Source organism: Variovorax sp. 770b2 (assembly GCF_900115685.1).
In the GTDB taxonomy this organism is placed as follows: Bacteria; Pseudomonadota; Gammaproteobacteria; order Burkholderiales; family Burkholderiaceae_C; genus Variovorax.
Genome location: NZ_FOXJ01000001.1, coordinates 1050550 through 1070706 on the forward strand (window position 1 = coordinate 1050550; position 20157 = coordinate 1070706).

Sequence of the window (20157 nt, forward strand, 5' to 3'; positions counted from 1 at the left end):
CAGAGAGTTTCGGTGCAGCTAAAGTGCAGGTCATTGTGACAGAAACCAAGGGGTGACGTGCCATGCGCAGACGCTATGGCGGCGATAGCCAAACCCCTTGCAGATCGCGCCCACGCCCCCTCGAACCCCTCGATAGAACATGAACGAAGGCCACCCCGTCCACGCCTTGTGGTGTGACCCCGCAGACGGCGTCGTCACGCGGATCGTCCGCGCGCTCGCCGAGCGCGAGTTGCACGCGGCGCGCACCGTGGTGCTGGTGCCGTATGCGCAATTGATGGGCGTGGCGCGCGGCATGTGGGCGCGTTGCGGCAGCGCGGGCTTCGTGCCGCGCTTCGAGACCACGCACAACTGGGCGCGCAGCGCGGGCGGTTTCCTGCCGACGGGCTACGACATCGCGTTCGACATGGCACGCGACCTCATCACGGCCCAGGCGCTGCTGTCGCAGGCGGGATTCAACAACGAGCGCTTCGCCTTGGCGGGCCGCGTCGTCGAACTGGCCTACCAGCTCGCGCCGCTCGCCTCGGCGTCGCTGCCGGATGCGCGCGTCGGCGAATGGGCCCAGCGTGCCGCGCAGGTGGCCGAGGCGGGCAGCGAGTCGGAGTGGTTTCGCATCGAGAGCGCGCTGATCCGCATCGCCGTCGCCTGGGCCGCGACCTCGGGCTACGCAACGGACGTGCTGCTGCGAGAAAGCACGCGCAACCAGGTCGATGCGTTGATCGTGCTCGAAGGCTTCCAGACCGATCCGCTCACCCAGACGCTGTGCACCCTGTGGGGCGACCACGCGCTGCATCTCTCGCTGGTGCCCGAGAACACGCCCGTGGACCCCGCGGCTTCCCATGTCGCCGCGGACCCCGAGGACGAGGCCGAGCTCGCCGCCGCCTGCGTGCTGCGCCACCTCGCCGAAGGCCGCGCGCCGGTCGCGCTGATCGCCACCGACCGCGCGCTCACGCGCCGCATCAGCGCCCAGCTCAAGGCGCAGGGCATCGTCACCCACGACGAAACCGGCTGGAAGCTCTCGACCACGCGCGCCGCCGCCGCGTTGATGAGCGCGCTGCGCGCCTGCGCCCACGATGCCGCCAGCGACCAGGTGCTTGAATGGCTCAAGAGCGGCGCCGATGGCGATGCGCTGGCCGTGCAGGCGCTCGAAGTGCGCCTGCGGCGCGAAGGCCTGCGCGACTGGTCCGCCTGGTGCGGCCTCGCGGCCCGCAGCGAGAAGCCCCAGGACATCGCATTGCTGCCCTACACCGAGGCCATCGAGGCACGCCGCGCGTCGATGATGAAGTCCCGGCCCGTGGCCGAATGGCTGCGCGCGCTACGCGAGCTGCTCGAAGGCAGCGGGCAATGGACGCCACTGGCCGACGACATGGCCGGCGGCAAGGTCATCGCCGCGCTGTGGCTCGATGCCGACTCGCACGGCGATGCCGACGAGTTCCCCGGCGGCCGGCACACCCTCGCCGAATTCACCGCCTGGGTGCGCGACGTGCTCGAAGACGCGAGCTTCGTGCCGCCCACCGGCGATCAGGCGCCCCGGGTGATCGTGCTGCCGCTCTATCAATTGCTGGGCCGCGCGTTCGGCACCGTGGTCATCCCCGGCTGCGACGACCGCCGCCTGCCCGCATCGCCCGAGCCGCCCGGCAACTGGAGCGCTGCACAGCGCCTCGAGCTGGGCCTGCCTTTGCGCGAGACCCTCGAAGCCGCGCAGCGTTCGGCCTGGGCCGCGGCCTTGCACAACCCCTGGTGCGAGCTGGTCTGGCGCCAGTCCGATGCCAGCGGCGAGCCGGTCCGACCGAGCCCGCTGGTGCAGGCATTGCAACTCGACCATGTGCTGCAACCCGCGGTCGATCCGCGTCCTGCGCGCGACGTGGCCGTGCAGTCGACCGCCTACCCGACGCCTTCGGGCGCGCTGCTCCCGCTGGAAAACATCTCGACCAGCGTCTACGAAGACCTGCGTCGCTGCCCCTATCGCTTCTTCGCGCTGCGGCAGCTGGGGCTGCGCAGCGCCGACGAGCTCGACGTGGAGATCGACAAGCGCGACTTCGGCAACTGGCTGCACGCCGTGCTCGGCCATTTCCACGAGGCGCTGATCGAAACGCCGACGCAGGATGCGCAGGAGCGCGTGGCAAGCATCGAAGAAGCCGCGCAGCGCGCCACGCGCGAGTACGGCCTCTCCGACGCCGAGTTCCTGCCTTTTGCCGCGGCATGGCCCGCGGTGCGCGACGGCTATCTCGAATGGCTCGCGGGACACGAGGCGAGCGGCGCGGTGTTCGTCGAATCCGAACCCTGGAAAGAGCAGCCGCTGGGTGGCCTGCGCCTGGTCGGCCGCCTCGACCGGATCGATCGCACCTCCGATGGCCAGGCCTTCGTGATCGACTACAAGACCGAGTCCGCCAGCGTCACCAAGGAGCGCGTGAAAGACCCGACCGAGGACACGCAGCTCGCCTTCTACGCAGCCCTGGTGGCCGACGACACCTTGCGCGCGGCCTACGTCAACGTGGGCGAAAAGTCCTCCGGCACGCAGACCGTCGAGCAGCCCGCCGTGGTCGAGGCGAGGGATGCGCTGGTGGCCGGCATCATGAGCGACTTCACGCGCATCGCCGAGGGCGCGGCACTGCCGCCGCTGGGCGAGGGCGCCGTCTGCGACTACTGCGCGGCCCGCGGCCTGTGCCGCAAGGACTTCTGGGGCGATGAAGCTCCCCGGCTTGCCACTGCGCGTGCTTCGCCACCCCCCGAGGGGGAGGCGCCTCCCCCTTGGGGCGGCCCGGCGGTCGGAGGCGATACGAAATGAACGGCGCAGCCTACGAACACAACGGCCGGCACGTCACGCGCGAGGCCTTCTACACCGTCGCCTGCGATCCGCGTCGGTCGGTGGCCGTCGAAGCCTGCGCGGGCGCGGGCAAGACCTGGATGCTGGTGTCGCGCATCGTTCGCGCGTTGCTCGAAGAGGGCGACTCCGCCTGCGAGCCGCACGAGATTCTCGCGATCACTTTCACCAAGAAGGCGGCCGGCGAGATGCGCGAGCGCCTAGACCAATGGCTCGAGCAATTCGCGGAGCAGAGCCCCGAGGATCTGGTGAAGCAGCTCGTGATGCGCGGTGTCGAACCTGCTGCTGCGCTCGCTGCCGTGCCACGACTGAAGGGCCTCTACAGGCGCCTGCTCGAAGGCGGCCGCCCGGTGCAGTTCCGCACCTTCCACGCCTGGTTCGCGGGCCTGCTGCGCAACGCGCCGCTCGCGGTGCTGCGCGAGCTGGGCCTGCCGTCCAACTACGAACTGCTCGAAGACGATGCCGAGGCACGCGGCCACACCTGGCGGCCATTCTTCGAAGCGGTCACGGCCGACAGGCACGCACTGGCCGACTACTACGCCGTCGTCGCGACGCACGGCCGCTCGCAGACGGCCAAGGCGCTGGGCGAGGCGCTGACCAAGCGCGTCGAGTTCTCGCTGGCCGATGCGGAAAACGCCGTCCAGCATTTCAGTGCGCTCTACCCGTCGCTCGAAGGTCTGGACCAGCCGACCGATGCGCTGCGCGGCGAACCGGTCCGCCGCCGGTGGCTCGATCGCGCCGCGGCGCTCGGCAAGGAAAGCAACAAGACGCCGCAGAAGACCGCCGAGGCCATCATCGACGTGTTCGGCGTCGGCGAGCCGCCGGCCGAATCGCTATCGGCGGCGCTCGCGCACCTGAGAAAGAACTTCTTCGTCGCGAGCGAAGACCGTCTCACCAAGAACCTGCAGAAATTCCCCGCCGCGCAGGAGGCCGAGGCCGAGCTCCAGGTGCTGTGCGCCGCGCAGGCCCAGCACGCCGCATGGCTCTACCAGCAGCGCATGACGCGGCTCACGCGCCTTTTGATCGCCGCCTTCGCCGACGTCAAGCGCGCCCACGGCTGGGTCGACATGAACGACGTCGAGCAGGCCGCGCAGCTGCTGCTCGGCCAGTCCGCGTTGTCGGGTTGGGTGCAGGAGCGGCTCGACGCGCGCATCGCGCACCTCCTGATCGACGAGTTCCAGGACACCAACCCGCTGCAGTGGCAGGCGCTCTACGGCTGGCTCAGCGCCTACACCGGCGCGGGCGGCAGCGCGCCGCGCGTGTTCATCGTGGGCGACCCCAAGCAGAGCATCTACCGCTTCCGCCGCGCCGAGCCGCAGGTGTTCATCGCCGCGCAGAAGTTCGTGCGCGAAGGGCTCGATGGCGAACTGCTCAACTGCGACCACACGCACCGCAACGCGCGCGCCGTGGTCGGGCTGGTCAACCAGGCCATGCTGGCCGCGCAGGACGCGGGCGAGTTCGACGGCTACCGCGCCCACACCACCGAGCGAGGCGACGAAGGCGAATTGCTCAAGCTGCCGGCCATCGACCGCGATGCGCTCGGCGACACGGCCGAGGCTGCGCCGGCCGACGACGGCATGCTGCACTGGCGCGACAGCCTCGCCACGCCGCGCGTGCTGCCCGAAGAGCAACTGCTGCAGAAGGAATGCGAGCAGGCCGCGCGCTGGGTGGCGCAGCGCATCGCCGATGGCATACCGCCCCGGCAGATCATGGTGCTGGCGCGCCGGCGCAACCGCCTCTCCGCGATGCAAGACGCACTGCGCCAGCGCCACATTCCCGTGCAACAGCCCGAGAAGAACGAGCTGCACGATGCGCCCGAGGTGCAGGACATGGTCGCGCTGATCGACGCGCTGGTGTCGCCCGCGCACGATCTTTCGCTGGCGCGGGCGCTGAAGTCCCCGCTCTTCAGCATCGGCGACGAGGTGCTGGTGCAACTGGCGCTGCGGCAGCGGGAGCACCCGTCGTCGAGCTGGTTCGCGCTGATCCAGAAAGGCGAGGGCCTTCCGCCGGTGTTGGTCGAGGCGGGCGCGAGCCTCAAGAAATGGCAGCGCTGGCTCGTGACGCTGCCGCCGCACGATGCCATCGACGCCATCTTTCACGATGGCGACGTACTCGCGAAGTTCGGCGCTGCCGTGCCCGCCGCGATGCGCCAGAGCGCGCTGGCCAACCTGCGGGGACTGATGTCGGCGTCGCTCGAGATCGAAGGTGCGCGCTTCGCCACGCCCTATGCGTTGGTGCGCGCGCTGCGTGCCGGCGGCGTGCGCGCGCCGTCGGTGGCCGCGCCCGATGCGGTGCAACTGCTGACCGTGCACGGCGCCAAGGGGCTGGAAGCCGACACCGTGCTGATGCTCGACTGCGATGCCGCACCGCCGCGCGCGCAAACCATGGGCGTGCTGGTCGAGTGGAAGGGCAGCGACAGCGCGCCGACGCGCTTCGTGTTCCTCGCGAGCGAGAAGACGCCGCCAGCCTGCGCGGCCGCGCTGCTGGAAGAAGAGCAGCGCGCGCGTCATCGCGAAGAACTCAATGGCCTCTACGTCGCGACCACGCGGGCGCGCGAGCGGCTGGTGCTGTCGTCGGTGAAGCCGGCGCGTGCCAATGAGGGCAGCTGGTGGGCCCGGCTGGAATCGGCGTGCGAGCCGACCGAGGCCGACGAGCCGCTGGTGGCGCTGACCACCGAAACCGGCGTGGCCAGTTTTTCGATGAAGCAGATGCCTGCAGCACCTGCCGCCATCGATCAGCCTTCCGCCAAGAAGGCCGCCGATGCCACGGTCGATGCGCGTGCCGCCGCCTTCGGCCAGGCCATGCACCGGCTGCTCGAATGGGCGGTGCCGGGCGAGGCGTTGCCCTCGGCCCATGTGCGCGCCGCGGCCCGCGAATTCATGCTCGATCCGCAGCAGGCGCGCGGTGCCGCAACGCTGGCCGAACGCATCCGTGCCGGGGCGGGCGCCTGGGTGTGGGACGATCGCAGGGTCGACTGGCATGGCAACGAAGTCACGCTGGTCCACGAAGGCGAGACCTTGCGCATCGACCGGCTGGTGCGAGAGCGCGACGGTGGCGCCTGGTGGATCCTCGACTACAAATCCGCAGCGCGCCCCGAACGGGACGCGACGTTGATCGCACAGATGCAGCGCTACCGCGCGGCCGTGCAACATGCCTATCCCGGTGCCACGGTCCGCGTCGCGTTCCTCACCGGGCAGGGCGAACTGGTAAATCTCGAATGACCCTTTCCCCAACCGTCGCCGTGATCGGCGGCGGACCTGCCGGCCTGATGGCGGCTGAAGTCCTCGGCGCGTCCGGCGCGCAAGTGCACGTCTACGACGCCATGCCCTCGGTGGGCCGCAAGTTCCTGCTGGCCGGCCGCGGCGGGCTGAACCTCACGCATTCGGAGCCCTTCGATGTCTTCATGAGCCGGTTCGGCGAGCGCCGTGCGCAGCTCGAGCCGATGCTGGCGCAGTTCGGGCCGCAGCAGGTGCGCGAATGGGCGACGGGCCTGGGCATCGAGACTTTCGTGGGCACCTCGGGGCGCGTATTTCCAACGGACATGAAGGCTGCGCCGCTGCTGCGCGCGTGGCTGCATCGGCTGCGCTCGGCAGGGGTGCAGTTTCATATGCGTCATCGCTGGCGGGGCGATGCATCGTTCGATGCGGGCGCGCTGCGGTTCGCCACGCCGACCGGCGAGACCTCGGTGAAGGCGGATGCGGTGGTGCTGGCGCTGGGCGGTGCGAGCTGGGCGCGGCTGGGGTCCGACGGCGCGTGGGCGCCGTGGCTGCAAGGGCGCGGCATCGAAGTCGCGCCGCTGCTGCCTGCCAACTGCGGCTTCGACGGGGCAGGGTGGAGCGAGCATTTCTCCGGCCGCTTTGCGGGACAGCCGTTCAAATCGGTGGCGATTTCGTTCACCGACAGCCAAGGGCGCAGCTTCACGCGCAAGGGTGAGTTCGTTGCGACGGCCACGGGCATCGAGGGCAGCCTGATCTATGCAGCGTCGGCCTTGCTGCGCGACGAGATCGCCGCGCATGGCAGTGCCACGCTGTTGCTGGACCTGTTGCCCGACCGCAGTGCGGAACAGGTGCTGGCGGCGGTCAAGCATCCGCGCGGTGCCCGCTCGCTCAGCAGTCACCTCAAGAGCCGGCTCGGGATCGAAGGCATCAAGGCCGGCGTGCTGCACGAGGCGCTGAGCCGCGAGGCGATGCAGGACCCGGTGCAACTGGCAGCGACGATCAAGGCGGTGCCGTTGAAACTGGTCGCGACACGACCCATCGACGAGGCCATCAGCACTGCGGGCGGCGTGCGTTTCGATGCGCTCGACGAACGGCTCATGGCGAGCGCACTGCCGGGCGTGTTCGCAGCGGGGGAGATGCTCGACTGGGAGGCGCCGACCGGCGGCTACCTGCTGACCGCGTCGATGGCCAGCGGTGCGGCCGCCGCGCGCGGCGCAATCCAGAGGCTGGGCCTGTGAAGACCTCGCGCCCGAGGGTTTTTCGCTGAGAGATTTTGCAAGCTGCGTTTCACTTTGCATGGAGTGAAACGAGCGGCTGAAGAGGTTGACGAGCCTTACCCCTGGCACTGACTACGCAGTTAGGGCTGCTTGGTTCCCCACCTGACCCGGTTGGCCACTTCACCATGCAGGGAGGCCCGTCAGCCTGGATTCTAACCGCGAGGATTTGCCCCCTTCGCCGGGGCGTGAATGATTTCCGGGGCGGTGGGGAAACAAGCGTGAAGTCGCCTCTCCGCGCCTTTTAGAATGCCCGCAATGTCTTATCTCGTGCTCGCTCGCAAGTTCCGTCCGAAAACCTTCGGTGAGATGGTCGGCCAGGGGCATGTGGTGCAGGCGCTCGAGAACGCACTGACCACGCAGCGCCTGCATCACGCCTATCTTTTCACCGGTACGCGGGGCGTGGGCAAGACCACGGTCTCGCGCATCCTGGCCAAGTCGCTCAATTGCCAGGGGCCGGACGGGCAGGGCGGCATCACCGCCACGCCGTGCGGCGTCTGCCAGGCGTGCCGCGACATCGATTCGGGCCGCTTCGTCGACTACACCGAGCTCGATGCGGCCTCGAACCGCGGCGTCGACGAAGTGCAGTCGCTGCTCGAGCAAGCCGTCTACAAGCCGGTGCAGGGGCGCTTCAAGGTCTTCATGATCGACGAAGTGCACATGCTCACCAACACCGCGTTCAACGCGATGTTGAAGACGCTCGAAGAGCCGCCCGAGTACCTCAAGTTCGTGCTGGCCACGACCGATCCGCAGAAGGTGCCGGTCACGGTGCTCTCGCGCTGCCTGCAGTTCAACCTGCGGCCGATGGCGCCCGAGACGATCCTCGAACACCTGACAGGCGTGCTGCAGACCGAGCAGGTGCCAGCCGAGCCGCAGGCGCTGCGCCTCCTGGCGCGGGCGGCGCGCGGTTCGATGCGCGATGCACTCTCGCTCACCGACCAGGCCATCGCCTTCGGCAACGGCGAGCTCGTCGAAACCGGCGTGCGCCAGATGCTCGGCAGCGTGGACCGCGGCCATGTGTTCAAGCTGATCGAGGCACTCGCGCAGGGCGACGGCAAGACGGTGGTCGATACCTCCGAGGCGCTGCGTCGCGATGGCATGTCCGCCGCTTCGACGCTCGAGGAAATGACCTCGGTGCTGCAGGCCATGGCCGTGCTGCAGGCGGTGCCCTCGCGGGCGGAGTCCGCCGATTCGGCCACCGACCCGGACGCCGCCGACACCGCGCGCCTCGCATCGCTGATGCCGGCCGACGAAACGCAACTGCTCTACAGCCTCTGCCTGCACGGCCGCGGCGAACTGGGCCTGGCGCCCGACGAGTACGCGGCGCTGACCATGGTGCTGCTGCGGCTGCTGGCCTTCAAGCCTTCCAGCGCGGCTGCCTCCACGGCTACCCCGGAAAAAAAAACTCTGAATGAAGCGCAGGGCGCAGCGCAAAGGGCCCAGGCCCCCGTCGCTGCGCCTGTGCCGGCCCCGGCCCCCGTGGTCAGGCCCGTGGCCGAAACGGCGCCTCCGACGGCTCCCACGCCGCCCGTTCCGGCACCCGCTGCAGCATCGAATGCACCGGCATCGGCCCCCGCGGGTCATCGTCTGGCGGTGGTCGACGAGTCCCTGCGTCCCTCGGACCACAGGCCTTCTCCCACGGACGCCCCCGCCAAGGTCGTGGGCATGCCGATCCGCGTGCAGCCGCCTCCCGGACAGCGCGATGCGCCGCGCACCGAAGAGCAGCGCGGCCCGGTTGCACCGATCCCGCCCAGCGAAGACGGCGACTTCTGGTACGCCACGGTCACCCAACTGGTCGCGGCCGAAAGCATCACCGCCCTCTCGCGCGAACTCGCGCTGCAGTCGCAGTTGGTGGGACGCGACACCGACCAGTGGATCCTGCGCATCGAGCGCGAAACGCTCAACCAGCCGTCCAGCCGCGAGAAGCTGACCGCGGCGCTCAACGCGCTCGGCCACGACATCAAGCTCGCGATCGAGATCGGCGGCGTGGTCGACAGCCCCGCGCGCCGCAACCGGCACGCGGCCGAGGCGCGCCAGCGCGTGGCCGAGGAGGCCATCCACGGCGACCCCGAGGTCCAGATGCTGATGCGCGACTTCGATGCGAAGATCGTCCCCGGAACGCTGCGGCCGGCCTGAGAGGCCGAGAGGCAATCCGACATGACCGCTCATCCCCCGCAAATGGCCCCACTCCGCGTTGCAAATGCTCGCCATAGCCCAAGCTATGGCTGCGCTTTGCGCCTTGATTGGGGCCATTTGCGGCGGCTGCTCGGTCACGCCGAATTGCCTCTCAGCCTCTGAGCCGGGCAGGGCAGCCGCGTCTCTTATCCTTCATCCATTTTCTTCACCACACATACAGGACCAACGATGTTCAACAAAGGACAACTGGCCGGCCTCATGAAGCAGGCGCAGGCAATGCAGGACAACCTCAAGAAGGCCCAGGAAGAACTGGCCCATATCGAGGTCGAAGGCGAATCGGGTGCCGGCCTCGTGAAGGTCGTCATGACCTGCAAGCACGACGTGAAGCGCATCACCATCGACCCGAGCCTCCTGGCCGACGACAAGGACATGCTCGAAGACCTCGTGGCCGCGGCCTTCAATGCGGCCGTGCGCAAGGCCGAGGAAACCAGCGAGCAGAAGATGGGCAAGCTCACTGCAGGCATGCCAGGGCTCCCACCCGGCATGAAGCTGCCGTTCTGAGCGATTGATGGCCGACGCCAGTTCGCTCGACGCATTGGTCGATGCGCTGCGCCGCTTGCCCGGCGTCGGCGTGAAGTCGGCCTCGCGCATGGCATTTCACCTGCTGCAGCACGACCGCGACGGCGCCCAGTTGCTGTCGCGCGCATTGCAGCAGGCGGCGGGCAATGTGCGGCACTGCGAACTCTGCAACACCTTCACCGAAGCACCGATCTGCAGCGTGTGCATGGACTCGCGCCGCGATGGGACCAAGCTCTGCGTGGTCGAGACGCCCGCCGACCAGGCTGCGCTGGAGCGCACTGGTGCGTTTCGCGGCTACTACTTCGTGCTGATGGGCAAGCTCAGTCCGCTCGACGGCATCGGGCCCAAGGACATCGGCTTGCAGAAGCTGTTCGACCGTGCGCTGGACGGTACGGTGAGCGAAGTCATCCTGGCCACCAACTTCACTGCGGAGGGCGAAGCCACAGCGCACGTGATCGGCGAAGCACTCAGGCAGCGCGGCCTCACCGTCACGCGTCTCGCGCGCGGCGTGCCGGCCGGCAGCGAGCTCGAGTACGTGGACCTCGGCACCATCGCGCACGCGCTGGTCGACCGTCGATAGCCCGAGCGACAGCCCAGGCGATCGCCCAAGCTAGCGCGCAACCAACCCGCCATGACCCTTTCCCTCCTCACCATCGCCTACTGGTGCGTGTTCATCGCCTGCGGCCTGCCGTACCTTGCGGCATGGATCGCGAAGGCCGGCAACTTCGGCCCGCGCGACAACGTGCATCCGCGCGACTGGGCTGCCAGGCAAAACGGCTGGCGCGCACGCGCCAACAGCGCGCAGGCCAACACCTTCGAAGGGCTGCCTTTCTTCATCGGCGCGGTGATCATTGCGCACCAGCTGGGCGCCAACCAGGCGCGGCTGGACATGCTGGCGGTGGCCTATGTCGTGCTGCGCGCGATCTACCTTGCGATCTACATCAAGGGTCTGGGCGGTGTGCGCAGCGCGGTCTGGGCGCTCGCGTTCCTCGTCAACATCGCGATTCTTTTCCTCGCGAAATAGACCGCCGCAGGCCGTTCGGCAAAGGCGCCGTGCAGGCCCTCGGGGAGGCCTTCATGCTTACGTGGAAACCCGCACGGGATGACCCCGATGCAGGCAACGGGCGCGCACCCCTAAGCTCGATTCACTTTACAAGAATCAAAGAGCCCGCAGGACCGCTTCATGCTTCATCGCAGAACCCTCATTTCCGCCTCCGCAGTCGCCGCCGCAGCGATTGCGCTGCCGCGGGTTTTTGCGCAAGCCAAGCTGGAGAAAACCAAGATCTCCATCGCGGTCGGCGGCAAGGCCGCGTTCTACTACCTGCCTCTCACGATCTCCGAACAACTCGGCTACTTCAAGGCCGAAGGCCTCGACGTGGAGATTTCCGATTTCGCCGGCGGTGCGCGTGCGCTGCAGGCCGTGGTGGGCGGCTCGGCCGATGTCTGCTCCGGCGCCTACGAACACACCATCAACCTGCAGGCCAAGAACCAGTTCTTCCAGGCCTTCGTGCTGCAGGGCCGTGCGCCGCAGATCGCGGTGGGCGTGTCGACCAAGAACATGGCGGGCTACACCGGCATCCAGGATCTCAAGGGCAAGAAGATCGGCGTTTCCGCACCGGGCTCGTCGACCAACATGGTGGCCAACCTCGTGCTCTCGCGCGGCGGCCTGAAGGCGAGCGACGTGAGCTACATCGGCGTGGGCGTCGCGGCCGGCGCGCTCACCGCGCTGCGCTCGGGCCAGATCGACGCCATCAGCAACACCGACCCGGTGATGACGATGCTCGAGCAGAAGGGCGACGTGAAGATCATCAGCGACACCCGCACGCTCAAGGGCACGCTGCAGGTGTTCGGCGGCACCATGCCGGCGGCCTGTCTCTACGCGTCGAGCGAGTTCATCCAGAAGAACCCCAACACCTGCCAGGCGCTGGCCAATGCCATCGTGCACGGGCTCAAGTGGCTGCAGACGGCAGGGCCCGGCGACATCATCAAGACGGTGCCCGAGACCTACCTCCTTGGCGACCGCGCGCTGTACCTGGCGTCTTTCGACAAGGTGCGCGAATCCATTGCCACCGACGGGCTGGTGCCGGTCGACGGTCCCAAGACGGCGCTCACCGCCATCGCGAGCTTCGACACCAGCGTGAAGGCCGACAAGATCGACCTCACCAAGACCTACACCAACGATTTTGCAAGGCGAGCGAAAGACAGGTTCAAAGCCTGACTCCGAGCGTCCCGCGACCCGGCTTCGGCCGGGTTTTTTATAGTCCAAAGCTCGCCCCCAGGCTTCGCGCACTTCGTGTCGCTTCGCCAACCCCCTGCCGGGGGCAACACCTGCGGCCCGGCGAAGCCGGTTCGGCGGTGTTTCCCGAATGGGTTTCGTTGCGTATGCTGGCCGCAACCGATATGTCCGACTACGCACTCGAACTTCTCTCCATCAGCTGCACCTTCCATTCGAAGGACGACCCGGGCCAGCGCTACACCGCCGTCGCCGACACCACGCTGCGCATCAAGGCCGGGGAGTTCGTCTCGGTGGTCGGGCCCACGGGATGCGGCAAGTCGACGCTGTTGAACGTGGGCGCCGGGCTGCTGGAGCCGTCGTCGGGCACGGTCAAGGTTTTCGGGGAGACGCTCGCGGGCGTCAACGCGCGCGCGGGCTACATGTTCCAGACCGAGGCGCTGATGCCCTGGCGCAGCGCCGTCGCCAACGTGATGGTGGGCCTGCAATACCGCGGCGTCTCCGATGCGGATGCGCGCGAGCAGGCCGAGGCCTGGCTCTCGCGCGTGGGGCTTTCGGGTTTCGGCGACCGCTATCCGCACCAGCTGTCCGGCGGCATGCGCAAGCGCGTGGCGCTGGCCCAGACGCTGGTGCTGGACCCCGACATCATCCTCATGGACGAGCCCTTCAGCGCGCTCGACATCCAGACGCGGCAGCTGATGGAAAACGAAGTGCTCGACATCTGGAGCGCGAAGAAGAAGGCGGTGCTCTTCATCACGCACGACCTGGATGAAGCCATTGCGATGAGCGACCGCGTGGTGGTGCTGTCGGCCGGGCCGGCCACGCACCCCATCGGCGAATTCGCCATCGACCTGGCGCGCCCGCGCGACGTGGCCGAGGTGCGCACGCAGCCACGCTTCGTCGAGCTGCACACCCAGATCTGGGAGGTGCTGCGCGACGAGGTGCTCAAGGGCTACGCGCAGCAGCTGAGGAAGGCGGCATGATGCCCCGCCTCAATGAGCGCAACGCGCGCTTCTGGCAGCTGGTGCTGCTGGTGATCATCCTGGTGGGCTGGCACCTGGCGTCGCGCAACCAGCAGTTCGCCTTCTTCGTCGGCGAACCGATCCAGGTGGCCGGGCGCATCTGGAGCTGGTTCCTGCCCTTCGAGGTGCCGCCGAACCTGCTGTTCCCCGAGGGGCTCAAGGGCAACGCCGACATCTACCTGCACCTGGGCACCACGCTGCTGGAGACGGTGCTAGCCTTCGGCATCGGTACCGCGGTGGGCCTGGCATGCGGGCTCTGGCTGGCGCTCGCGCCGACGGCGAGCCTGATCCTCGATCCGTACATCAAGGCCGCCAACTCGATGCCGCGCGTGATCCTTGCGCCCATCTTCGCGCTGTGGTTTGGCCTGGGCATCTGGAGCAAGGTGGCGCTGGCGGTCACGCTGGTGTTCTTCATCGTGTTCTTCAACGTCTACCAGGGCGTGCGCGAGGTGAGCCCGGTGGTGCTGGCCAACGCGAAGATGCTGGGTGCCAACCAGCGGCAGCTGCTGCGTACCGTGTACCTGCCCAGCGCCACGAGCTGGGTATTCTCCAGCCTGCATACGTCGGTGGGGCTGGCCTTCGTCGGGGCGGTGGTGGGGGAGTACCTGGGCTCGGCGCGCGGCGTGGGGTACCTGATCCTGCAGGCCGAAGGCACGTTCGACGTCAACACCGTCTTTGCCGGTATCGTCGTGCTCACGGCCTTTGCGCTGCTGCTGGACGGGCTGGTCGGCCTGATCGAGAAGCGCCTCATGAAATGGCAGCCGCGCAGCGGGGAAACCGAAAAACTCTAGCTATCTTTGAATTTCGAAAACTGAAAGGGAGAGAGAGTCATGTTGAGCAAGAAAAACGGACTGCCAACGACTTTGCGATCGCGCAACGAGGCTGCCAGGGTCTCGAACGAGGAACTGTTCTTCGACCTGGTCTATGCGTTCTCGGTCACGCAGCTGTCGCACTATCTGCTGGACCACCTGAGCCTCCTTGGCGCGCTGCAGACGCTGGTGATGTGGTTCGCCGTCTGGCTCGGCTGGCAGTACACCGCCTGGGCCACCAACTGGTTCAACCCGGGGTCGCTGCGCATCCGGGGCATGCTGTTCGGGGTGATGCTGCTGGCCATGGTGATGGCGTCGGCGCTGCCCGGCGCGTTTGCCGAGCGAGGGCTGGTGTTCGCATCGTGCTTTGCGGCCATCCAGGTGGGGCGCACCTTGTGCATGCTGATCGCGGTCGGCAGCAAGAGCCCGCTGGCGCCCAACTTCCGGCGCCTCCTGGCGTGGAACTGCGTGGCGGCGGTGTTCTGGATCGCGGGCGGCCTCTCCGAGGGACCGTGGCGCATCGGGTTCTGGTTCATCGGCGTGCTGTGCGAATACGTCGCGCCGATGATCGGCCTGGCCTTTCCGGGACTCGGCCGCTCGAGCACAGCCGAGTGGACGATCGACGGCGGTCATGTCGCCGAGCGCTGCCAGCTCTTCGTGATCGTGGCGCTGGGCGAATCCATCCTGGCCAGCGGCATCGCGTTCGGCCATCACGCCGAGTGGCACCCGGTGGACGTGTATGCGCTGCTCGTGGGCTTTGCGGGCAGCCTGGCCATGTGGTGGATGTACTTCGACACCAGTGCCAAGGAAGCCACGCACACGATCGAGCATGCGAATGACGCCGGCCGCATGGGCGCCAACTTCCACTACACGCACGTGATCCTGGTGGCCGGCATCATCGTGTGCGCCGTCGCGGACGAACTGGTGATCGGGGAAGGCTCGCACCACGCCGAGCTCAAGTACCTCGGGCCGCTCTTGGGCGGGCCGGCCATCTACCTCTTCGGCAATGCGCTGTTCAAGCGGGTGGTGCGCGGCTTCCTGCCGCAGTCGCACCTCTTCGGGCTGGCCGGGCTCGCGGTGCTGGGGGTGTTCGCGTCGCACCTGACGGTGCTGGTGGTGGGCACGCTGACCACGGTGGTGATGATTGCCGTGGCCGCGCTCGAAGCCGTGGTGCGGCGCCGGGCGTGGGCCGCCCAGGCGGCGCACTGAGCAAGCGCCGCCGGCGTCAGCGCTTCTTTTTGGCGGGCGTGCCGCCGCGCTTCTCGCGCACGACCTGCTTGCCCGCGGGCACCTTGACGACGTTCTTGCCCCGGGCCGTGCTGGCCTGGGCCGGGGCGCCGCCGCGCTTGGCGGGCGCCGTCGCCGCATGGCCGCGCGCCACCGCCACGCCCGCGCCGACACGGGCCGCAGGCGCCGCGCGAACCGGCAGGTACACCACCACGCTGAAGCCGCGCTTGAACGCGTGGTTGGGCTTCACGTCGTTCCATTCGGCCACGTTGGAGGGGGCGAGCCTGTAGCGGCGCGCGATGCTCGTCACGCTGTCGTTGCGCCCGGCCTTGACGGTGGTGCGGCGATTGACGATCTCGGGCTGGAAGCTCAGGTGGCCGCCATCGGCCACCACCGCCGCGACGTCTTCCTTGACGCGCGCGCCGCGCGGCACGATGAGCGTCGAGCCGGCCTTGATGAGCATGCGCGGCGGCACGTTGTTCAGCGCGCGCAGGTCGCTCTCGCTCATGCCCGAGCGCTGGGCGGCATCGGCCACCGTCATGGTGTTGGGCACGACCCAGGCGGTCCAGCTGGCGTACTGGCCTTGCGCATAGGCGTCGAAGTTGCGCTGGAACACGGCCGCGTTGTCCCAGGGCAGCAGGATCTGCGGCGTGCCTGCGGCGATCAGCACCGGCTTGTGCGCGGCAGGGTTGAGCGCGCGGAAGTCTTCGATGCGCACGTCGGCCAGCTTGGCCGCCAGCTCCACGTCCAGGTCGCGCGTGAGCGTGACGGTCTGGAAGTACGGGTGGTTGGCGATCAGCGGCAGCTCGGCGTTGAAGGCTTGTGGATTGGCCACGATGTTCTTCACCGCCTGCAGCTTGGGCACGTACAGGCGCGTTTCGGCCGGCATGTTGAGGTCGCTGTAGGTGGTGGGCAGGCCCGCGCGCTGGTTCTTGGCGATGGCGCGGCCCACGCTGCCTTCGCCCCAGTTGTAGGCGGCCAGCGCGAGCTGCCAGTCGCCGAACATGCCGTAGAGCTTTTGCAGGTAGTCCAGGGCGGCGCGGGTGGAGGCCACCACGTCGCGGCGGTCGTCGCGAAAGATGTTCTGCTTCAGGTCGAAGTCGGTGCCGGTGGCCGGCATGAACTGCCACATGCCCGCGGCGCGCGCGCTGGAGACGGCCTGCGGGTTGAAGGCGCTCTCGATGTACGGCAGCAGCGCGAGCTCGGTCGGCATGTTGCGCCGCTCGAGCTCCTCCACGATGTAGAACATGTACTTGTTCGAGCGCTCGGTCATGCGCTGGATGTAGTCGGGCCGGCTGGCATACCACTGCTCGCGGTCGCGCACCAGGTCGCTCTCCAGGTTGGGCATCTTGAAGCCGCGGCGGATGCGGTCCCACATGTCGGCCGGCGGGGCCAGCGTGACCACGCTCTGCGATTGGGCCTCGCTGCTGGACAGGGGCGAGAGGGCGTCGCGCGGATAGACGGGGGCCGCGCTGCCGGCGGCCCTGGTGCCGGTGCCGCCGGCGGTGGTGCCGGCCTTGGGAGAAGTGGGGGAGGAGGATGAGGAGTTGTCGGTCGGTGCCGCGCAGCCTGCGAGCACCAGAGAACCTGCAAGGCAGGTGGCAGCGAGAAATTTCATCGGAAGTCGTTTTTCCATTGGCGCAGCGCGGCAAACACATCGGCTTCGGCCGCGTCGGCGGAAAGCTCGGCGTGGTCACGCACCGCTCGAAGGACAGTGGCTTCGCGGCTGCGAAGAAAGGGGTTGATCAGGCGTTCGGTCGCCAGTTGGGCGGGCAGCGTGGGCTGCCCTTGTGCGCGCAGGCTTTCGCAGTGCGCGTTGTACTGAGTCAGATCGGCGTTGCCCGGTTCCACCGCGCGGGCGAAACGCAGGTTAGCAAGTGTGTATTCGTGCGCACAGCAGACGCGTGTGTCGCCGGGCAGCGCGGCCAGCGCGTCGAGCGAGGCCAGCATCTGTGCGGGCGTGCCCTCGAAGAGACGGCCGCATCCGCCGGAGAAGAGCGTGTCGCCGCAAAAGAGCAGCGGCGCGCGGCCTTCTGCGGCCGGAAGAAAGTAGGCGATGTGCCCGGCCGTGTGGCCCGGCACGTCGATGACCTGGAAGCGCAGGCCGAGCGTTTCGGCGACGTCGCCTTGCACGTACGGCGTGAAGGGCTCGGGGATGCGTTCGCGGGCGGGACCGTGCACCGGTGCGCCCGTGGCGGCGTGCAGCGCGGCCACGCCGCCCGTGTGATCGGCGTGGTGGTGCGTGACTAGAATCGCGGCCAGTTGCAGCTTGTGGTGCGCCAGCGCATCGAACACCGGTTGAGCGTCGCCCGGGTCCACGACGATGGCGCTGGACCCGTCGTGCAGCATCCAGATGTAGTTGTCGGCGAAGGCGGGCAGCGGAACGAGGGTCATGAGCGGTCAAATTATAGGTTTGCAGGATTGGTTCGCGACCCCCCCGGGACGCTACCTCCTCGCGTGGGAGCAGGCCCAGTTCGATCAGGCGGTGGCCGATGTATTCGGCTACCACGCGCTGCAGCTGGGCGCGGCCGAAGTGGAGGGCCTGCGCACCAACCGCATGCCGCACCGCTGGCTGGCCCTGAGCGACCCGATGCGGCCCGCCAAGGCGACGCTGCTGACCGACTTCACGGCGCTGCCGTTCGCGGCCAACAGCCTCGATCTGGTGGTGATGCCGCATGCGCTGGAACTCAGCCCCGACCCGCACGCCACCCTGCGCGAGGTCGAGCGGGTGCTGGTGCCCGAGGGCCGCGTGGTGATCTGCGGCCTGAACCCGGCCAGCCTCTGGGGCATGCGCCAGCGGCGCGCGCACCTGTACCGCAAGCTGGGGGTCGGCGATCTCTACCTGCCCGAAGGCGGCGAGTTCATCGGCTACTGGCGCATGCGCGACTGGCTGCGGCTCTTGAGCTTCGAGGTGGAGTCGGGGCGCTTCGGCGTCTACCGGCCTGCGGTGCGCAGCGAGGCATGGCTGGAACGCTGCCGCTGGATGGACAAGGCCGGCGAGCGCTGGTGGCCGATCTTCGGCGCGGCGTATTTCCTGGTGGCGGTCAAGCGGGTGCGCGGCATGCGCCTCCTGAGCGCTGACTGGCGGCGCGCCGCGGCGCGGGCCACGGCGCCGGTGTCGATCGCGGGCAAGGTGCACCGGCACCGGCCGGACCGGACGGATTGACCGAGCGGATTGAATCGAACAGAGAAAAAAGGAAAAGAGAGCTTGAACGAAGTCGTGATCTACACCGATGGTGCATGCAAGGGCAATCCCGGACCCGGGGGCTGGGGCGCGTGGCTCAAGTCGGGCGCCACCGAAAAGGAACTGTTCGGCGGTGAACTGGCCACCACCAACAACCGCATGGAACTGACCGCCGTCATCGAGGGCCTGGCCGCGCTCAAGCGCCCCTGCAAGGTGCTGCTCTACCTGGACAGCCAGTACGTGCGCATGGGCATCACCGAGTGGATCCGCGGCTGGAAGGCCAAGGGCTGGATGACCGCCAGCAAGCAGCCGGTGAAGAACGTCGAGCTCTGGCAGCGGCTGGACAAGCTGGTGGCCGAGGGGGGCCACACGATCGAATGGCGCTGGGTCAAGGGCCACTCGGGCGACCCGGGGAACGAGCGGGCCGACATGCTGGCCAACAAGGGCGTGGACAAGGCGCTGGGGCGAATCTGACCTAGGGTCAGCCCCGACGCTGCCGGGGCGGGCGCTTGCTAGAGTGCCCCAACGCAGCGAAGCCGGCCGACGCAGGGGCACGATTGTTGCTTGGGTTTTGAGATTCCACCCGCCGGTGGCACCGTCCATTCGTTCGCAGCATGAACCTCGACTACTCAACGGACACGGTCGAACGCAGCCAGCGCTTCGACTACTGGAGCGATGTGGTGCGCAAGCACTTCATACCCGCCGCGAGCCGCGTGCCGGACCGCGAGCATTTCAACGCGCACTTCTCCGTCCGTTCGCTCGGCAACCTCACGCTCGCCGAGATGTCCTCGCCGCGCCACTACTGGGAGCGCGACGCGCAGCACCTGCGCAGCGGGCCGAACGAAGACTTCATGCTGAGCCTCATGGTGTCCGGGCACGGCGTGCTGTCGCAGTCGGGCCGCGAGGTGGTGCAGCGCAACGGCGACATCATTCTCTACGACGCCGCGCGCCCCTTCACCTTCGATCTCTTGCCCGAGTCGAACCTGCTCGTGCGCATTCCCCGCTTGCAACTGCTCTGCAGGTTTCCCGAGGCCCAGAACCTGACGGCCATGCACCTGGCCAACGGCCATCCCATCGCCAGGCTGCTGGGCAGCATGATCCGCGAAGCCGCGGTGCTCGAGTTGTCGGGGCAGGAGGGCATGCAGGCGAGTCTTGCGAGTTCGCTGCTGGACATGCTCTCGGCGGTGCTGCAGTTCCAGGTCGGATGCACCGACGCCGTGCAGTCCTCGCACAACGTGCTGTTCCAGAAGACGCGCGACTACATCGCCGCGCACCTGGACGATTGCGAACTCGATGTCGAGCAGATCGCCTCCGCGCAGCACGTGTCCGCCCGCACGCTCGCGCGCGTGTTCGCCGAGCATGGCACCACGCCGATCCAGTGGCTCTGGAAGCAGCGGCTGGAGGCGAGCCACAGCGCGCTGCGCGAAGGCCGCGTGCGGCAGGTCACGCAGGCGGCGTTCCAGTACGGCTTCAGCGATCTCTCGCATTTCTGCCGGGTCTTCAAGAAGGCCTATGGCGTGACGCCGCAGACGCTGCTGCGCGGGCACTGAGCGCGTCACCACAGCCGGCTTTCCGCCGCGCGCGGGGAGGTTGGCGGTTCCAGCCCATCGCGCTGGCCTTTGCAGCCAAGCCGCGCGCGGCGTTGCTCCCTATC

At 68.2% G+C, this 20157-nt stretch carries 16 protein-coding genes and 1 other RNA gene; 14 read left to right on the plus strand and 3 right to left on the minus strand.

The genetic code is table 11. The features are described 5' to 3' along the window. The first annotated feature begins 139 nt into the window (after window positions 1-139). Genes BM133_RS04780 through BM133_RS04790 form a run of 3 tightly spaced genes read left to right on the plus strand, consistent with a single transcriptional unit; the run spans window position 140 to window position 7277 of the window. Window positions 140-2785 (plus strand): PD-(D/E)XK nuclease family protein, encoded by a 2646-nt coding sequence (locus BM133_RS04780; protein WP_093431993.1) that lies wholly within the window; start codon window positions 140-142, stop codon window positions 2783-2785. After that, window positions 2782-6042: a UvrD-helicase domain-containing protein gene (locus tag BM133_RS04785; protein WP_093431995.1), complete on the plus strand. Its 3261-nt coding sequence runs from the start codon at window positions 2782-2784 to the stop codon at window positions 6040-6042. Before BM133_RS04780 ends, BM133_RS04785 begins: the two co-directional genes overlap by 4 nt. Then, window positions 6039-7277 carry a TIGR03862 family flavoprotein gene (locus BM133_RS04790; RefSeq protein ID WP_093431996.1) on the plus strand — a complete coding sequence of 413 codons (1239 nt, stop codon included), beginning with the start codon at window positions 6039-6041 and terminating at the stop codon, window positions 7275-7277. The genes BM133_RS04785 and BM133_RS04790 overlap by 4 nt, the downstream gene beginning before the upstream one ends. A gap of 84 nt (window positions 7278-7361) precedes the next feature. Here BM133_RS04790 and ffs read toward each other — a convergent pair. After that, window positions 7362-7458: signal recognition particle sRNA small type (gene ffs / locus BM133_RS04795), an RNA gene on the minus strand. Window positions 7459-7571: 113 nt separating this feature from the next. Here ffs and dnaX point away from each other — a divergent pair. From dnaX to BM133_RS04835, 8 genes are all read left to right on the plus strand, one after another. Then, a complete protein-coding gene (gene dnaX / locus BM133_RS04800; RefSeq protein ID WP_093431998.1) occupies window positions 7572-9449 on the plus strand; it encodes a DNA polymerase III subunit gamma/tau in 1878 nt (625 codons plus the stop codon). A 228-nt stretch (window positions 9450-9677) separates the two neighbouring features. Beyond that, entirely contained in the window at window positions 9678-10010 is a 333-nt protein-coding gene (locus BM133_RS04805; RefSeq protein WP_007836669.1) for a YbaB/EbfC family nucleoid-associated protein, read from the plus strand. Between the two features lie 7 nt (window positions 10011-10017). Next, the gene (recR, locus tag BM133_RS04810) at window positions 10018-10608 is read left to right on the plus strand and encodes a recombination mediator RecR (protein WP_093431999.1); all 591 of its coding nucleotides are present in this window, start codon (window positions 10018-10020) and stop codon (window positions 10606-10608) included. A gap of 51 nt (window positions 10609-10659) precedes the next feature. Continuing rightward, window positions 10660-11052 carry an MAPEG family protein gene (locus BM133_RS04815; protein WP_093432001.1) on the plus strand — a complete coding sequence of 131 codons (393 nt, stop codon included), beginning with the start codon at window positions 10660-10662 and terminating at the stop codon, window positions 11050-11052. A 159-nt stretch (window positions 11053-11211) separates the two neighbouring features. Then, window positions 11212-12246: an ABC transporter substrate-binding protein gene (locus tag BM133_RS04820; RefSeq protein WP_093432002.1), complete on the plus strand. Its 1035-nt coding sequence runs from the start codon at window positions 11212-11214 to the stop codon at window positions 12244-12246. Window positions 12247-12428: 182 nt separating this feature from the next. Further along, window positions 12429-13244, plus strand: a complete 816-nt coding sequence (locus BM133_RS04825) for an ABC transporter ATP-binding protein (RefSeq protein WP_093435050.1) — start codon at window positions 12429-12431, stop codon at window positions 13242-13244. Further along, window positions 13241-14074 (plus strand): ABC transporter permease, encoded by an 834-nt coding sequence (locus BM133_RS04830; protein ID WP_093432004.1) that lies wholly within the window; start codon window positions 13241-13243, stop codon window positions 14072-14074. Before BM133_RS04825 ends, BM133_RS04830 begins: the two co-directional genes overlap by 4 nt. Window positions 14075-14113: 39 nt before the next feature. After that, window positions 14114-15301 carry a low temperature requirement protein A gene (locus tag BM133_RS04835; RefSeq protein ID WP_093432005.1) on the plus strand — a complete coding sequence of 396 codons (1188 nt, stop codon included), beginning with the start codon at window positions 14114-14116 and terminating at the stop codon, window positions 15299-15301. A gap of 16 nt (window positions 15302-15317) precedes the next feature. Here the strand turns inward: BM133_RS04835 and BM133_RS04840 are convergent, their stop codons facing one another. Both BM133_RS04840 and gloB read right to left on the minus strand, forming a co-directional pair. Next, on the minus strand, window positions 15318-16937 hold the full coding sequence (locus BM133_RS04840) for a transglycosylase SLT domain-containing protein (protein ID WP_093432007.1): 1620 nt from the start codon (window positions 16935-16937) through the stop codon (window positions 15318-15320). Continuing rightward, window positions 16934-17713 carry a hydroxyacylglutathione hydrolase gene (gene gloB / locus BM133_RS04845; protein ID WP_093432008.1) on the minus strand — a complete coding sequence of 260 codons (780 nt, stop codon included), beginning with the start codon at window positions 17711-17713 and terminating at the stop codon, window positions 16934-16936. The genes BM133_RS04840 and gloB overlap by 4 nt, the downstream gene beginning before the upstream one ends. Between gloB and BM133_RS04850 the strand changes: the two genes are divergently transcribed. From BM133_RS04850 to BM133_RS04860, 3 genes are all read left to right on the plus strand, one after another. Continuing rightward, entirely contained in the window at window positions 17712-18485 is a 774-nt protein-coding gene (locus tag BM133_RS04850; protein ID WP_256219055.1) for a class I SAM-dependent methyltransferase, read from the plus strand. The two genes, gloB and BM133_RS04850, sit on opposite strands and share 2 nt — an antisense overlap. Window positions 18486-18527: 42 nt before the next feature. Beyond that, a complete protein-coding gene (gene rnhA, locus BM133_RS04855) occupies window positions 18528-18977 on the plus strand; it encodes a ribonuclease HI (protein ID WP_093432012.1) in 450 nt (149 codons plus the stop codon). A 140-nt stretch (window positions 18978-19117) separates the two neighbouring features. Beyond that, window positions 19118-20053, plus strand: a complete 936-nt coding sequence (locus tag BM133_RS04860; protein ID WP_093432013.1) for a helix-turn-helix domain-containing protein — start codon at window positions 19118-19120, stop codon at window positions 20051-20053. Window positions 20054-20157 lie beyond the last annotated feature (104 nt).

Coding starts and splice junctions, on each gene's coding strand:
- BM133_RS04825 (WP_093435050.1), top strand. CDS start 12,429: ATGTCCGACTACGCACTCGAACTTCTCTCCATCAGCTGCACCTTCCAT.
- BM133_RS04860 (WP_093432013.1), top strand. CDS start 19,118: ATGAACCTCGACTACTCAACGGACACGGTCGAACGCAGCCAGCGCTTC.
- BM133_RS04785 (WP_093431995.1), top strand. CDS start 2,782: ATGAACGGCGCAGCCTACGAACACAACGGCCGGCACGTCACGCGCGAG.
- BM133_RS04840 (WP_093432007.1), bottom strand. CDS start 16,937: ATGAAATTTCTCGCTGCCACCTGCCTTGCAGGTTCTCTGGTGCTCGCA.
- gloB (WP_093432008.1), bottom strand. CDS start 17,713: ATGACCCTCGTTCCGCTGCCCGCCTTCGCCGACAACTACATCTGGATG.
- dnaX (WP_093431998.1), top strand. CDS start 7,572: ATGTCTTATCTCGTGCTCGCTCGCAAGTTCCGTCCGAAAACCTTCGGT.
- BM133_RS04790 (WP_093431996.1), top strand. CDS start 6,039: ATGACCCTTTCCCCAACCGTCGCCGTGATCGGCGGCGGACCTGCCGGC.
- BM133_RS04820 (WP_093432002.1), top strand. CDS start 11,212: ATGCTTCATCGCAGAACCCTCATTTCCGCCTCCGCAGTCGCCGCCGCA.
- BM133_RS04835 (WP_093432005.1), top strand. CDS start 14,114: ATGTTGAGCAAGAAAAACGGACTGCCAACGACTTTGCGATCGCGCAAC.
- BM133_RS04780 (WP_093431993.1), top strand. CDS start 140: ATGAACGAAGGCCACCCCGTCCACGCCTTGTGGTGTGACCCCGCAGAC.
- recR (WP_093431999.1), top strand. CDS start 10,018: ATGGCCGACGCCAGTTCGCTCGACGCATTGGTCGATGCGCTGCGCCGC.
- BM133_RS04805 (WP_007836669.1), top strand. CDS start 9,678: ATGTTCAACAAAGGACAACTGGCCGGCCTCATGAAGCAGGCGCAGGCA.
- BM133_RS04850 (WP_256219055.1), top strand. CDS start 17,712: ATGAGCGGTCAAATTATAGGTTTGCAGGATTGGTTCGCGACCCCCCCG.
- BM133_RS04830 (WP_093432004.1), top strand. CDS start 13,241: ATGATGCCCCGCCTCAATGAGCGCAACGCGCGCTTCTGGCAGCTGGTG.
- BM133_RS04815 (WP_093432001.1), top strand. CDS start 10,660: ATGACCCTTTCCCTCCTCACCATCGCCTACTGGTGCGTGTTCATCGCC.